The 13452-nt window shown below is 54.6% G+C and carries 16 protein-coding genes; 8 read left to right on the top strand and 8 right to left on the bottom strand.

What is annotated here, in order from left to right:
- The first annotated feature begins 84 nt into the window (after positions 1-84).
- Both gatB and OSB_RS05585 read left to right on the top strand, forming a co-directional pair.
- Positions 85-1596, top strand: coding sequence for an Asp-tRNA(Asn)/Glu-tRNA(Gln) amidotransferase subunit GatB (gatB, locus tag OSB_RS05590; protein ID WP_049836063.1), 1512 nt, complete (start codon positions 85-87; stop codon positions 1594-1596).
- Positions 1597-1786: 190 nt separating this feature from the next.
- Positions 1787-2323: a DUF4177 domain-containing protein gene (locus tag OSB_RS05585; RefSeq protein WP_074202195.1), complete on the top strand. Its 537-nt coding sequence runs from the start codon at positions 1787-1789 to the stop codon at positions 2321-2323.
- Between the two features lie 6 nt (positions 2324-2329).
- Here OSB_RS05585 and OSB_RS05580 read toward each other — a convergent pair whose 3' ends face one another.
- Positions 2330-2584: a BolA family protein gene (locus OSB_RS05580; RefSeq protein WP_049834057.1), complete on the bottom strand. Its 255-nt coding sequence runs from the start codon at positions 2582-2584 to the stop codon at positions 2330-2332.
- 74 nt (positions 2585-2658) lie between these two features.
- Here OSB_RS05580 and OSB_RS05575 point away from each other — a divergent pair, with 74 nt between their 5' ends.
- A complete protein-coding gene (locus OSB_RS05575) occupies positions 2659-3291 on the top strand; it encodes a DnaJ domain-containing protein (protein ID WP_049834056.1) in 633 nt (210 codons plus the stop codon).
- On the opposite strand, the gene OSB_RS05570 is transcribed toward OSB_RS05575, so the two are convergent.
- From OSB_RS05570 to OSB_RS05545, 6 genes are all read right to left on the bottom strand, one after another.
- Entirely contained in the window at positions 3288-3791 is a 504-nt protein-coding gene (locus OSB_RS05570) for a hypothetical protein (RefSeq protein ID WP_049834055.1), read from the bottom strand. The two genes, OSB_RS05575 and OSB_RS05570, sit on opposite strands and share 4 nt — an antisense overlap.
- Positions 3792-3940: 149 nt before the next feature.
- Complete coding sequence (locus tag OSB_RS05565) at positions 3941-4348, bottom strand: hypothetical protein (protein WP_049834054.1); 408 nt, start codon at positions 4346-4348, stop codon at positions 3941-3943.
- 84 nt (positions 4349-4432) lie between these two features.
- A complete protein-coding gene (gene msrB, locus OSB_RS05560; RefSeq protein ID WP_049834053.1) occupies positions 4433-4900 on the bottom strand; it encodes a peptide-methionine (R)-S-oxide reductase MsrB in 468 nt (155 codons plus the stop codon).
- Positions 4901-5046: 146 nt separating this feature from the next.
- Positions 5047-5574 (bottom strand): fasciclin domain-containing protein, encoded by a 528-nt coding sequence (locus OSB_RS05555; protein ID WP_049834052.1) that lies wholly within the window; start codon positions 5572-5574, stop codon positions 5047-5049.
- A gap of 126 nt (positions 5575-5700) precedes the next feature.
- The gene (locus OSB_RS05550) at positions 5701-6396 is read right to left on the bottom strand and encodes an anti-sigma factor (protein ID WP_049834051.1); all 696 of its coding nucleotides are present in this window, start codon (positions 6394-6396) and stop codon (positions 5701-5703) included.
- On the bottom strand, positions 6393-6935 hold the full coding sequence (locus OSB_RS05545; protein WP_049834050.1) for a sigma-70 family RNA polymerase sigma factor: 543 nt from the start codon (positions 6933-6935) through the stop codon (positions 6393-6395). Before OSB_RS05545 ends, OSB_RS05550 begins: the two co-directional genes overlap by 4 nt.
- Before the next feature lie 171 nt (positions 6936-7106).
- On the opposite strand from OSB_RS05545, the gene cobS reads away from it, so the two are divergent.
- The 3 genes from cobS (at position 7107) to OSB_RS05530 (ending at position 9069) form a co-directional block, all read left to right on the top strand.
- Positions 7107-8096: a cobaltochelatase subunit CobS gene (gene cobS / locus OSB_RS05540; protein WP_049834049.1), complete on the top strand. Its 990-nt coding sequence runs from the start codon at positions 7107-7109 to the stop codon at positions 8094-8096.
- Positions 8093-8488: a hypothetical protein gene (locus tag OSB_RS05535; protein WP_049834048.1), complete on the top strand. Its 396-nt coding sequence runs from the start codon at positions 8093-8095 to the stop codon at positions 8486-8488. Before cobS ends, OSB_RS05535 begins: the two co-directional genes overlap by 4 nt.
- 200 nt (positions 8489-8688) lie before the next feature.
- Positions 8689-9069, top strand: coding sequence for a hypothetical protein (locus tag OSB_RS05530; protein ID WP_049834047.1), 381 nt, complete (start codon positions 8689-8691; stop codon positions 9067-9069).
- Here the strand turns inward: OSB_RS05530 and OSB_RS05525 are convergent.
- A complete protein-coding gene (locus OSB_RS05525) occupies positions 9052-9570 on the bottom strand; it encodes a hypothetical protein (RefSeq protein ID WP_049834046.1) in 519 nt (172 codons plus the stop codon). The genes OSB_RS05530 and OSB_RS05525 overlap by 18 nt on opposite strands.
- Before the next feature lie 106 nt (positions 9571-9676).
- On the opposite strand from OSB_RS05525, the gene cobT reads away from it, so the two are divergent.
- Together cobT and OSB_RS05515 are read left to right on the top strand one after the other, a co-directional pair.
- A complete protein-coding gene (gene cobT, locus OSB_RS05520; RefSeq protein WP_049834045.1) occupies positions 9677-11551 on the top strand; it encodes a cobaltochelatase subunit CobT in 1875 nt (624 codons plus the stop codon).
- Between the two features lie 62 nt (positions 11552-11613).
- Positions 11614-13431 carry an aminopeptidase P family protein gene (locus tag OSB_RS05515; RefSeq protein WP_049834044.1) on the top strand — a complete coding sequence of 606 codons (1818 nt, stop codon included), beginning with the start codon at positions 11614-11616 and terminating at the stop codon, positions 13429-13431.
- The last annotated feature ends 21 nt before the right edge of the window (positions 13432-13452 follow it).

Below are 13452 nucleotides of genomic sequence, written 5' to 3'. Positions count from 1 at the left end.
GCCGCTTGATGTCGTCTTGAAGCTCGGCGCGTGCAGGGCTATTCAGCCCTTAACAACGCCCAACAACCTGATGCGGAGCGCGATATGCTTGACCTCACCTATGAGACGCCAAAAGTGAAAACCATTGCCGGAATGACTGGCGACTGGGAGCTTGTGATTGGTCTAGAAGTCCACGCGCAGGTCGCCACCAAAGCGAAACTGTTCTCAGGTGCATCCACCCAGTTCGGCGCGGAGCCTAACAGTAACGTCGCATTCGTTGACGCAGGCATGCCTGGCATGTTGCCCGTTATCAACGAAGAATGCGTGGCATACGCGGTAAAGACGGGCCTTGGTTTGAAGGCCGAGATCAACCTGAACTCTGCGTTTGATCGCAAAAACTATTTCTACCCCGACCTGCCCCAAGGCTATCAGATTTCGCAACTATATCACCCGATTGTCGGTACAGGTGAAGTCTTGGTCGAAATGGGCGATGGCACTGCGCGCAACGTGCGCATTGAACGTATCCACCTTGAACAAGACGCGGGTAAATCAATCCACGATATGGACCCAACGATGTCTTTCGTTGACCTGAACCGTACAGGCGTTGCCCTGATGGAAATCGTGTCCTTCCCTGATATTCGCGGCCCAGAAGAAGCCGCTGCCTATGTTGTGAAGCTGCGCCAGATCCTGCGGTACTTGGGCACGTGCGATGGCAACATGCAAAACGGCAACCTGCGGGCGGACGTAAACGTGTCCGTGTGCCGCCCTGGTGACTATGAAAAGTTCCAAGAGACTGGCGATTTTGGCGTTCTGGGCACCCGTTGCGAGATCAAGAACATGAACTCCATGCGCTTTATCCAAGCTGCGATTGAGCACGAAGCGCGCCGTCAGATCGCGATCATCGAGGATGGTGGCGAGATCGTTCAGGAAACACGCCTGTATGATCCGGACAAAGACGAAACGCGGTCCATGCGATCCAAAGAAGAAGCGCATGATTACCGCTACTTCCCCGATCCAGACCTGCTGCCATTGGAAATTGAACAGGCTTGGGTCGATGACATCGCGGCCTCCCTGCCCGAACTCCCGGACGCGAAAAAGGCCCGTTTCATCAAAGATTTTAAATTGTCCGACTACGATGCCTCAGTGCTAACGGCGGATGTTGTGAACGCTGGTTTCTTTGAAGCCGTTGCGGAAGGTAATGACGGCAAGCTTGCGGCCAACTGGGTCATCAATGAGCTGTTTGGCCGCCTGAAAAAGGACGACAAAGACATCGCGGACAGCCCGATTTCTGCCACCCGACTTGGCCAGATCGTAAGCTTGATCAAATCCGAAAAGATCAGCGGCAAGATTGCCAAAGACGTGTTCGAGATTGCCTATACCCAAGACCGCGATCCAGAAGAGATCGTAAAGACCGAAGGTATGGAGCAGGTCACGGATACGGGCGCGATTGAGGCGGCTGTAGATGAGATTATTGCCGCCAACCCAGACCAAGTTGCCAAGGCGAAAGAGAACCCGAAACTTGCGGGTTGGTTCGTTGGTCAGGTGATGAAGGCCACGGGCGGCAAGGCGAATCCTGCGGCTGTGAACAAGTTGGTCTCTCAAAAGCTGTCGCAATAAGCACGACTACACGGGGGCAAGTTGCCCCCGTCGCTCCCTTCAAGTTCCCCAAGGTCCCTGAAACGAACGAAGATGTTGGGGTAGCGCGATCTTGCGCTACTACCCTTAGTACGTTTCTAAAAAATCCAATGATTGCTTTGCGTTAAAGCCCACTCTTGATACAACTCTCTCGGGCAGAGTGAGGTAAGTCATGACCGGATTTGAGTATAAAGTAGTGCCAGCACCGATGCGCGGGCTAAAGGCCAAGGGCGTCAAAGGCACGCCAGCGCGGTTTGCGAATGCACTGCAATCGGTGATGAACGACCTTGGTGCGGATGGTTGGGAATACCAGCGCACAGACACACTGCCCGTTGAAGAACGCGTTGGTTTGACCGGAAAGAATACGACGTTTCAAAACATGCTCGTATTCCGCCGCGCGATTGAATTGCAGGTTGAAGACGCGCCAGAAGTGGCCGCCCTCATCGAAGACCAGACCGAAGTTCTAGAAGACGTGACTGAGCCTGACGTGGCAGTCGAAGACATTGCAGCTGCATCGGAAACGGACGCTCCGATCGAAGACGCGCCTGTTGTTGACGTTGTTGAACCTGAAAGCGACGAGACGATGCCCTTGGAAGCCAAAGACCGCGTGAGTGAAACCCTCAATGCGCCGTTCGTGTTTCCGTGGAACAAGCGTCGTGCGGCTGGGGCGCCATCAAACGACGACCAACCCCAACACCCCGCGGAATAACGAAACCTACGAAATCTGAAGCGACAGGGCGTGAATACGCCCGATGATGTCTGTACCAAGTGCGGCGTGGATCGCGCGATGCTTTGCGATACGGGATTTCCCGTCCAGCGCAGGCGCCGTAATTTCAACCCGCCAATGGCTTTCACCAGACCCGTCATCGCCAGAATGACCCGCGTGTAAATGGCTCTCATTGATCACGGCAAGCGTCGTCGGTGAGAGCGCGGCTACCAAAGCATCATTTATTTGTTGTTCAAGACCCATTATTTTCACTTCTGCCCCTTCAATCCTCGCGTCGTTGGTCTAATATCTATCGTCCGAGTCGGAAAGGTAACACCATGTCAAAAGACGATCCATTTGGTTTCAATATGTCGGTTTCGGCCAGCAAAAAGAAGAATCCGCGCGGACGCCGTGGCATGTCTGGTGCGTCAGAGACGTCAAAACGGGTTTGCGAGAAACCTGGCTGTACTGAGCCGGGCTTGTACCGTGCCCCCAAAAACCCTGATGTCTTGGATGACTTCTACTGGTTTTGCAAAGATCACGTGCGAGAGTATAATTTGGGCTGGAACTTCTTTGACGGCACGACCGAGGCCGAGATCAACGCGCAGCAATCCAAGGACCGCGTTTGGGAGCGTGAGACGTCTTCGATGAAGAAGTCCGACGAGCAGCGCGCATGGGCGCGTCTAGGCGTTGATGATCCCCATCAGGTGTTGGGCGTGAACGCGACGCAGAACCCGGGCAAGTCCATAACAGGGTCAACGCGTAAGTTGCCTGCAACGGAACGCAAAGCGATTGATATTCTGGAAGCCAAGGATCACTGGGCCAAGCCTGAAATCCGCAAGGCTTATAAGAAGCTTATCAAAGTGCTGCACCCTGACATGAACGGCGGGGATCGCAGCCAAGAAGAACAGCTTTCCGAAGTTGTTTGGGCTTGGGACCAGATCAAATCCAGTCGTCACTTCCGAAACTAGGTGAAACGACCTTGAAGGTGCATGCGTAGGCTTTCGGGGTGATCGGAGATGTTCATTCGTGCGGGGGTAAAGATCGTGTCCCGTTCACGTTGATACGTTGCCATCAGAAAGTGAACTCCGAGAAGGTTGAACGCCCAAAGCATCGCCAAAATCGGTGCACCCATCAAAGTTACCACGACAATGAACGGCCCAAACATCGTTCCGTAAAACGGCAGACCGAGCGTTCCCCCGATCAATGCACCGATAAACGTCACCCAGATTGCCCCCGCTAAGGCTCTTAACGCCCCAGTGCTACCAGACTGACCCATTCGGTCGCCCGACAAGAAAAGTGCGATCATACCGCCAAGTCCCGATGCGACGATTATCCATGTTTGATACCAACTAAGGCCATCCAAAAGCGCTGTATTATCCAAGTGGTGCACAGCGATAAACCCAACTCCCGCACTACAAACCCCCACGAGCAAAAAGGCCAACGCGCGTGCACGTTCACCTTCTGACATCTTCTTTCTTTTGCGCGTTAGTGGACGCATCGATCCTCCGAGTTTGAAGGTTTGATATGATGGCGATTTGAGGCGGGTATAAGGCATCGGGTGGCGTTTAGGGAAATGCACTGTTTCGCCACGCACAACAGTCGCGCTCCAAAGACCTCCTAACCATTTGTTTTCAATAAAATAACATGCATACTCGCCATTAATGCGAGCCAAACAATTATGATCATCGGATGGGCAATCGCTTCATCCAGAATCGCAGATGGCGCCATGATTGTTCCCAATATCGGGAACACGATATTTCCACCGATTGCAGCGCCTAGGATCGTCGACAAGCACGCACCCAAAGAAGCCAACACCCATCCTTCCGCTTTAGGGCGGCCGAACATCCAGCCACAAGCCATTCCTGCCAGCCACGCACTTGGCCCCGCGATGATCACGACGCCAATCTGACCCGTCCACGTCGCGTCCAAGATCCGTGTGTCTCCGAACGCTAGAAGCGCCAGCGCGGTCAACAACCCCACCAGCCCAAAACCTACTGCAACGTCTTTTCGTTCTGGTCGTGCCATAAAAAATCCCTCGTCCTAGTTTTTCTAGGAGAGGGATTAAACGCGTGCGGTGCAGGTCCCGCGTACCAGATGTGCAGCATTTGCTTATGCCGCGCGGAACACCAAGCTAACGCCGTTTAGACAATGACGCAGGCCTGTCGGTGCAGGGCCGTCATTGAAGATGTGCCCAAGATGGGAACCACACCGGTCACAGTGGCATTCCGTGCGCACTGATAGAATGCGCCGATCTTCCTTGGTCTGGATTGCACTTGGCAACACGTCATAGAAAGATGGCCAGCCTGTTCCACTGTCGTACTTATGTTCAGACGAATAAAGCACCTGATCGCAACCGCGGCAGTGATAAACGCCATCCGCATAGTTCTTATCCAAAGGCGAGGACCCTGCCCGTTCGGTGCCTTCTTCACGCATAACCCTGTATTGCGCGTTGGTCAGCATGCCGCGCCATTCGGCCTGTGTTCGGGTCACCTCATAGGGGCCGTCAGCTGCGGTGCTTCGCGTTGCGCCAAATGCGGCGGCTGCGAGGGCGGTGAATGAAAACATCCGGCGGTTCATGGCGGTACTCCTGTAAACTTGAGGTCATTGTAAAACGTGCGCCGCGACATGGGGATAGTTTTCGTCGCAACGCACGTAGATGTGACCGAAAGCCTGTTCACTGGGGGAATTGCCTTCGATCCATAACCCGATCTTGGTGTCGGGTATTATTGCTGTGGTAAAATCACGCGGTCGATCGCGTGGATCACACCGTTGGAAGACGCAATGTCAGCAACAGCCACAGTCGCAGCACGACCGTTTTCATCCGTAAGCATAATGCTGTCGCCGTCCATCTCTGCGTTCAAGGTACAACCACCCAAAGTCTCAACCGCAAACGCACCGCCGTTATCGGCAATCAAACCCGCGAGCGCATCAGAAAACACCTCTGCGCCAACAACGTGGCAGGTCAAAATTTGCGTCAGTTGCGCTTTGTTTTCGTCCATCAGAAGTGCACCAAGTGAGGCGTCTGCAATCATGCCAAACGCATCATCCGTTGGGGCAAACACCGTGAACGGGCCCGCGCCAGACAACGTCTCGACAAGGCCAGCCTGCGTAACGGCAGCAACGAGCGTTGTGTGAATTGGTGAGTCTACGGCGTTTTCGACGATCGTCTTACCTGCAGCGTGTCCATCAGCGAAAACCATACCAGCGGTTACAACAAAGGCAGCGGCAGTTGTGAATGTCTTGATAGTCATGAAACTTCTCCAGTTTGTTGAACTTGGAACCGCATGATTGCGACCACGATGCCATGAGCAACGGATGTTTCAGGAAATGAGTTTCAGCGTATTACAGCGCCTCACAGCGATGTGAGGTTGCCGTGATCAAAGGGTCGTAATTGGCCCAACCGCAAGCACAGCGCCAGTCGCAACCCCAGTGGGTGATCCGCCAATCGGCTCATCAGTCACCGCAAGCGCGCCGTCAGCCAAAAGATCTTGCAGCTCAGCAGGTACAGAGAATTCCGTAATCTTTCCTTCTTTGCTCAGGACACCGAGGGAAATCGCTTCGCCTTCGGAAACCAGCCAAAGTTCAACATCACGGTCAGGCAGTCGTTCTCCAACTTGCCATTCGACAAACAGCGTATTGCTGTTATCGACATAGGCTGCCGCAACGACAATGCTTTCGTCTTCGGCCACCATCTCTGCCACAAGGCTGGCAACGGGTGTTTCGGGCTGCATGTAATTGCCAAATTGCAGAGCTAGGATCAGAACGAGCGCCGCAGCCCCTGCCCCCAGAAACGCCGGGAGAATGCCGAGATGGTGCCAGATACGTATTGAGCTCTCAGGGTACGCTTGCTGAGTAATCTTATGAAACAGGCCCTTCGGTGGTGTCACCGGCTCAATCGTTTCAGTTAGCGTGCTGAAATGAATGTCCCAGTCTTCGACTAGGCTGGCAAATCGCAAATCCGTGCGCGCACGACGTTGTGCATGGGTCAGCGCATCGCCCGACAACAACCCAAGGCTCAGCTCAGCCGCAAGGACATCGTCGTTGTCTTCTGGAATGATGCTCTCGTCGCTCATCTGCTCAAACAGTCTTTCAAACTCATTAGGCTACGGCGCAGCCATGTTCGCATTGTATTTAGCGGCACATCAAAACGCGCCGCGAGGTCCGCATATGTGTCCCCGTCTAGATAGGCACCGCGCACAGCTGTTGCACGGTCGGGCTGTAATTCATCCAAGCACGCATCGATCATTGCGCGCTCAGACGCGGCAACGGCAAGTCCTTCTGGCCCCAGTGCCGGATCGCGTGGTTCAGCAACACCATCAAGGTTGCTTTCGGGTTTAACGCGCCGCAACCGATCAATCGCGCGGTTGCGTGCAATTGTGGCAAGCCAACTGATCGGGCTGGCACGCCCTGTTGCGAATGTCTGCGCCCCGCCCTGCCAAAGACGCAGGTAAACGTCCTGCAACACATCCTCAGAAGCGGCGCGATCTTTTAAGACACGTAGGATAATCCCAAAGAGTTTCGCACTTGTCGCGGAATACAACGCCTCAAACGCTGCGCGGTCATTCAGCGCAACGCGATTGATCATATCCTCGATGTCTTGACGTGTTGTCATTTGCAGGCGATCCCCTTGGCACGCAGCATGACAGAGTGAACACCAAATACAAGCAAATGGAATGGGCGATACAAGCAATTGGAATGCCCGTTCCCCTTGCAGCTTACCGCGAATTGTTGCATCCCAAATCGCAAAGCGACCACGCAGATTTTGATAAGTAAGGGCACCATCATGGCCGAAGAAAACCTTGACCCGAATATGAAACCAACCGAAGAGATTTCGGTCCGTGAAGTGTTCGGCATTGATACCGACATGAAGGTCAAAGGGTTTCCAAAAGGCACGGGCGACCGCGTTCCGGAAATTGACCCAACTTATAAATTTGACCCAGACACCACGATGGCGATCTTGGCGGGCTTTGGTTACAACCGCCGTGTCATGGTGCAGGGTTACCACGGCACAGGTAAGTCCACGCACATTGAACAGGTCGGCGCACGCCTGAACTGGCCAACTGTGCGTGTGAACCTCGATTCACACATCTCTCGGATTGATCTGATCGGTAAAGACGCGATCAAGCTGAAAGACGGCGTTCAGGTCACGGAATTCCATGAGGGTATTCTCCCATGGGCGCTGCGCAATCCTGTTGCGATTGTGTTTGATGAATACGACGCGGGCCGCGCGGACGTTATGTTCGTGATCCAGCGCGTTCTAGAAGCCGACGGTAAACTGACGCTGATGGACCAGAACGAAATCATCACGCCGAACCCGAACTTCCGCCTGTTCGCGACAGCCAACACGGTTGGTCTTGGCGATACGACGGGCCTGTACCACGGCACACAACAGATCAACCAAGCGCAAATGGACCGTTGGTCCCTCGTGGCGACGTTGAACTACCTCAGCCATGATGCGGAAACCAACATCATCCTGTCCAAAGCACCGACGTTTAACAACGAAAAGGGCCGCAAGACGATTTCCCAGATGGTGACCGTCGCCGACCTGACACGCACCGCGTTTATGAACGGCGATCTGTCCACCGTCATGTCCCCACGGACCGTCATCGCATGGGCCGAAAACGCACGTATCTTCCAAGATGTCGGCTATGCGTTCCGCCTTTCGTTCCTGAACAAATGTGACGAACTCGAACGCCAGACGGTTGCTGAGTTCTATCAGCGGTGTTTTGACGAGGAACTGCCGGAGAGTGCTGCAAGCTTGAGCTTGGGGTGAAGCTGCGCGCTGTCTTCGCTGTGACTATTGGTTCGATCTTGCCGCTGCAAGTCAACGCGCAAGACGTGCAACGCGACATCTTTGAGTATGCGAAATGTATCGGACAAACCGATGGATATCACGTTGCAGCCGAACCTTATGCCGAAGGAACCTTTTTATTAGACCTCCACTTAAAGGATGTCGCAGTATTGCAGTCGGCTTCGACGCCAGAGCAATGGGCGAACTTTCAAGTGAACAGGGCGCTGGGTCTTTCGGAGTGGGAAGCGCGGATCGCGGTTTTACAAACAATACCGATGGAGCAAAGCCCATTATGGACTGAGCATGCTTCAATTGCGTGGGAATGTGGCCAGCAGCGACAACGCCTTGTGGCTGCTGGAGTTTTTGAACATTAAACATACCAACCGATAACCCTGCTGATCTGTTCAAAAAACCGCTATCCGAGATCCCGTAGAAAACGCCGCTCGCGACACAAGGCTGAGGCTGCCCCTATTGCTCCTGCCGAGTACCCCGCCCCCTAAATACCGCCCAATATCGATAAAAGTTTTCATACCGCACACTTGACGGGCGCTATTTCACCATGCTTGCATAAGTTATGGGCGGAATAAAAACATACACCCCCATCGGGCTTCTTGCGCTTTTGGCGCTGACAGCCCCTGCGCCAGCACAAGCCGACCTCGAAAATCCGTTGCGATATTTCGCCTCCTGCGCAGGGCGGCTTTCAGCGCAAATGGAACATGAATGGCTTCTGGCAGATGCGAACTCAGATCAAACAGAAGACCACCGCGCAGCGATGATCAGCCTACTGGACGCGACGATGGGCCCAGACGATGGAAGGCAGGTTTTAGCGTGGCGCATTGAGGCCAAAGCTGCACATTCGCGGCTATTAACCCGCGCCACATTTCGCGAAGATACTTGGGCCAAAGATCGCGCTGTTCAAATGGTACAGGCCTGCACGTCAATTATGATGTCTTGAAGATGTCATTTCATCCAAACGGAACAGCGGCAACGCGGCCGACCGACGCCATTGTGTCCAATCCTCGTGCTGTTCTACCAAGCCCATATCGCGTGCAATCAAGTACGCCCCCGCCCGGCTAACGGGCTGTAACACGCGACGCACTGAACCGTTTTCGCCAGCCAACCAAGGCGCTGGGTTTGAAGCCCGCTCCGTTAGCATTGACGTTACAACGCTTCGGTAAGATTCCATTTGTGTCAGATAGTCCAACGCCCGATCCTGAGTAAGCGGATCAACATCGGCTGCGTAAATCATCGCATCAACGCAATCCTGTGCCATCTGCATCCTGAAGGTCGCCTGCAACCGCCCGCGCCTATCCTTAAACGCTTGATTGGTGAAGAACTGGCAGGTCCTGTCAAAGTCTGTCGCGCGACCCTCGGCGTACGCAGCAAAAGGGGTGACAGATACGTATGTCAAAATGCCGACCAGTAGGAGTTTCAAAAGCCCTTGAAAATTCAACATATGAATAGGCTACACCAAAAACGTCATAGAACTGTTACTTTTTGAAAATTTCTTTGCGACCGTTCCCCTTGCGGCCATGGACCCAATGTCGGAAAAGAAAACCATCATGAATAAACCAACCGACAACCCAGCTGATCCGTTCAAAAAAGCGCTTGCCGAGGCCACGAAGGTCATGGCGGATGATCCTGAACTGGCCGTGACGTTCACTGTGGACCCTCCGGGTGCGACGGCGGAAACCGTTCGTTTACCGCAGGTGTCCCGCCGCATGACCCGCGAAGAGGTCTTGATCGCACGTGGGACAGCAGACGCGTTCGCGCTTCGCCACAAGTACCATGACGCCAAAGTGTCCGCCAAATACATGCCGCAAGGCCAGATGGCGCAAGACCTTTACACCGCGATGGAAAACGCGCGGGTTGAGGCTGTTGGCGCACGTCACATGCCTGGAACTGCTGGCAACATCGACGCCAAGATCGGCAATGAGGCCCTGCGCAAGGGCTATGACCAAGTACGCGAAGCGTCCGAGGCCCCACTGGCGACGGCTGCCGGTTACCTGATCCGCCACCTCGCAACAGGGCGTGAAATGCCAAGAGGTGCGGCCAATGTGATGGAACTCTGGCGCGGGTTTATTGAGGATTCCGCAGGCGGAACACTGGATGCCTTGCAGGAAACTCTCGAAGACCAAGCAGCCTTCGCCAAGTTCGCCCGTCAGGTGATTTCTGATTTGGGTTACGCAGATCAATTGGGCGACGACCCTGACGACACTGGCGAAGAAGACGAAGCCGCAGATGAAGGTGGCGAGGACGAACAAGAGCCAGATTCCACCGGACAAGATGACGGCGACGAAGAAGAGACCGAGGGCACGCCCGAGCAGTCGCAAGAAGAACAGCAAGACAGCGCCGAGGCGCAGGTCAGCATGGATGACAGCGCAGAGTCCGAGATGGCCGAAGAAGCGGAAATGCCCGAGGGCGAGGCCCCGATGGAGCCGCCTGCCCCGCAGCCCGTGTCTGACGCCGACCCGAACTACATCGTTTATTCCACGGAACATGACGAAGAAATTGGCGCCGAAGATTTGGCGGAACCTGCTGAACTGGAACGCTTGCGAGCTTACCTCGATCAACAGCTTGAGCCTTTGAAGGGCGCGGTGTCGCGTCTGGCTAACAAGTTGCAACGCCGACTTCAGGCGCAACAAAACCGCTCATGGTCGTTTGACCAAGAGGAAGGCATTCTGGACGCGGGTCGTTTGGCGCGTGTTGTTGCCAACCCGACAACGCCGCTGTCCTTCAAAGTTGAGCAAGACACCGAATTCCGCGATACCTGCGTGACACTGCTGCTGGATAATTCCGGCTCTATGCGCGGCCGCCCGATTTCGATAGCTGCGATTTGTGCGGATGTTTTGGCGCGTACTTTGGAACGGTGCTCGGTGAAGGTCGAAATTTTGGGCTTTACGACGAAAGCTTGGAAGGGAGGCCTGTCCCGCGAGGAATGGCTGGCTGAGGGCCGTCCACAACAGCCCGGCCGACTGAACGATTTACGTCATATCATTTATAAACGTGCCGACGCGCCGTGGCGTCGGTCGCGCGACAATCTTGGTCTGATGATGAAAGAAGGCCTGCTGAAAGAAAACATCGACGGCGAAGCGTTGGAATGGGCGCACCGCCGCATCACAGCGCGCCAAGAAGCCCGCAAAGTACTGATGGTGATTTCTGACGGCGCGCCAGTGGACGATTCAACTTTGTCCGTTAACCCCGCGAATTACTTGGAAAAACACCTGCGCGACGTGATCGAGATGGTCGAGAAACGCAAAGCTGTCGAGTTGATTGCGATTGGGATCGGCCACGATGTGACGCGCTACTATGACAAAGCCGTCACGATCACGGATGTCGAACAATTGGCTGGTGCAATGACCGAGCAATTGGCGAGCCTTTTTGACAGTGATCCACGTAAGCGCGCCCGTGTTCTGGGGATGCGCAAGGCGGGTTAGTCTGTGGGTTAGGTTTACGACAGATTTGAGTATTTTTGAGCCAAAGAAGCGGGGACGCACACATGTTTCAGACGTTTGATGTGACTTCGACACCTGAGACGGGGCCTGCGCGGTTGAATGCGTTACGCGCCGAGATGGACGCGCGAAACCTGGACGGCTTTCTGGTGCCCCGTGCGGATCGGTTCCAAGGCGAATACGTTGCCCCGTGTGATGAACGATTGGCATGGTTGACTGGGTTCACGGGCTCGGCTGGATTTAGTGCCGTGCTTGCGAATGTGGCGGGTGTGTTCATTGACGGGCGCTACCGCGTTCAGGTGCGCGACCAAGTGGCGGATGTGTTTACGCCGGTACACTGGCCTGAGGTTCAGTTGGCTGATTGGTTGAAGGAGCAGCTGCCAAACGGCGGCGTCGTGGGGTTTGATCCATGGCTGCATACGGTTGCGCAAGTGCGCGAGTTGACCAAAGCGCTCGATAAGACGGGGATCGAATTGCGGCCTGTTGGCAATCTTGTGGACGCGATCTGGGACGACCGCCCCGCCCCACCCCGTAATCCCGTTCGCGTCCAACCAGATGAATTGGCGGGACAGTCGTTTGGTGAAAAGTGCCGCCAGCTTGCAGCGGAACTTATGAAGAATGGGCAGCAAAGCGCATTCATCGCATTGCCAGATTCCATTTGTTGGCTACTTAATATCCGCGGCAGAGATATCCCGCGAAATCCTGTAATGCAGGCTTATGCCATTCTAGGCGCAACGGGTGTGGTTCAGCTGTTCACCAACGCGCAGGTCGGTGACGATGTTCGAACGCATTTAGGCGCCGATATCGGAGATGTTGAACTCCACCCGCTTGAAGCACTTGAGGAAGTGTTAAAAAAATCCATCGATCAAGCGTTTCAGATTGACCCTGCATCGACCCCGCACGCTGTGTTGGAAATCGTTGAAGAACGAATTGCGTCAAACCTAATTTCAGAAGGCCAAGACCCCTGCATCCTGCCCAAAGCACGCAAGAATGAAGTCGAGGTTGAAGGATCCCGTCAGGCGCATCTACGGGACGGTGCGGCGATGGTGCGGTTTCTGGCTTGGCTGGATGCAGAAGGCCCCAAGGGAGCGTTGACTGAGATTGATGTTGTGACAGCACTTGAAGGGTTTCGTCGTGAAACGAATGCTTTGCAGGACATCTCATTCGAAACCATCAGCGGTGCGGGGCCGAATGGGGCCATCGTGCATTACCGTGTAAACGAGGATACGAACCGTGCTGTTAACCCAGGCGAGTTACTGTTGGTCGACAGTGGTGGGCAATACCTTGATGGCACCACGGATATCACGCGCACCATTGCCATTGGTGATGTCGGTACTGACGAGAAAACCTGCTTCACCCGTGTGCTGCAAGGCATGATTGCCATCAGCCGTGTGCGGTTTCCAAAAGGCGTTGCCGGCGCTGATTTGGATGCGCTGGCTCGGTATCCGTTGTGGTTGGCGGGGCAAGATTATGATCACGGCACGGGCCACGGCGTTGGGTCATATCTATCCGTGCACGAAGGGCCGCAGGGACTGTCGCGACGGGCGAAAACCCCGCTTGAGGTCGGCATGATCTTATCGAACGAACCGGGGTACTACCGTGAGGGGGCATTCGGTATTCGTATTGAAAACCTGATTGTTGTGCGCGACGCGGACGCCGTTGCGGGTGGTGATGCACGCAACATGCTAGATTTCGAAACACTGACCTATGTGCCGCTTGATCGTCGTTTGATAGATGCGACACTTTTGTCGGGTGACGAACGCGCATGGATTGATCAATATCATTCTGATACGTTGCAAAAAATTGGCCCTCGCGTGGACGGGTCGGCGCTGGATTGGCTCAAAGCGGCCTGTGCGCCGCTTTAGTCTCTACACTATGACTTAACG

The sequence above is a fragment of the Octadecabacter temperatus genome, from assembly GCF_001187845.1.
In the GTDB taxonomy this organism is placed as follows: domain Bacteria; phylum Pseudomonadota; class Alphaproteobacteria; order Rhodobacterales; family Rhodobacteraceae; genus Octadecabacter; species Octadecabacter temperatus.
This window is presented reverse-complemented; position numbering and strand designations above follow the sequence as displayed.

Bases quoted from the DNA above. Each gene is read 5' to 3' on its own strand.
- OSB_RS05585 (WP_074202195.1), top strand. From the start codon at position 1,787: ATGACCGGATTTGAGTATAAAGTAGTGCCAGCACCGATGCGCGGGCTA.
- OSB_RS05555 (WP_049834052.1), bottom strand. From the start codon at position 5,574: ATGACTATCAAGACATTCACAACTGCCGCTGCCTTTGTTGTAACCGCT.
- OSB_RS05515 (WP_049834044.1), top strand. From the start codon at position 11,614: ATGTTTCAGACGTTTGATGTGACTTCGACACCTGAGACGGGGCCTGCG.
- cobT (WP_049834045.1), top strand. From the start codon at position 9,677: ATGAATAAACCAACCGACAACCCAGCTGATCCGTTCAAAAAAGCGCTT.
- OSB_RS05575 (WP_049834056.1), top strand. From the start codon at position 2,659: ATGTCAAAAGACGATCCATTTGGTTTCAATATGTCGGTTTCGGCCAGC.
- OSB_RS05580 (WP_049834057.1), bottom strand. From the start codon at position 2,584: ATGGGTCTTGAACAACAAATAAATGATGCTTTGGTAGCCGCGCTCTCA.
- OSB_RS05565 (WP_049834054.1), bottom strand. From the start codon at position 4,348: ATGGCACGACCAGAACGAAAAGACGTTGCAGTAGGTTTTGGGCTGGTG.
- OSB_RS05525 (WP_049834046.1), bottom strand. From the start codon at position 9,570: ATGTTGAATTTTCAAGGGCTTTTGAAACTCCTACTGGTCGGCATTTTG.
- cobS (WP_049834049.1), top strand. From the start codon at position 7,107: ATGGCCGAAGAAAACCTTGACCCGAATATGAAACCAACCGAAGAGATT.
- msrB (WP_049834053.1), bottom strand. From the start codon at position 4,900: ATGAACCGCCGGATGTTTTCATTCACCGCCCTCGCAGCCGCCGCATTT.
- OSB_RS05530 (WP_049834047.1), top strand. From the start codon at position 8,689: ATGGGCGGAATAAAAACATACACCCCCATCGGGCTTCTTGCGCTTTTG.
- OSB_RS05570 (WP_049834055.1), bottom strand. From the start codon at position 3,791: ATGTCAGAAGGTGAACGTGCACGCGCGTTGGCCTTTTTGCTCGTGGGG.
- gatB (WP_049836063.1), top strand. From the start codon at position 85: ATGCTTGACCTCACCTATGAGACGCCAAAAGTGAAAACCATTGCCGGA.
- OSB_RS05545 (WP_049834050.1), bottom strand. From the start codon at position 6,935: ATGACAACACGTCAAGACATCGAGGATATGATCAATCGCGTTGCGCTG.
- OSB_RS05550 (WP_049834051.1), bottom strand. From the start codon at position 6,396: ATGAGCGACGAGAGCATCATTCCAGAAGACAACGACGATGTCCTTGCG.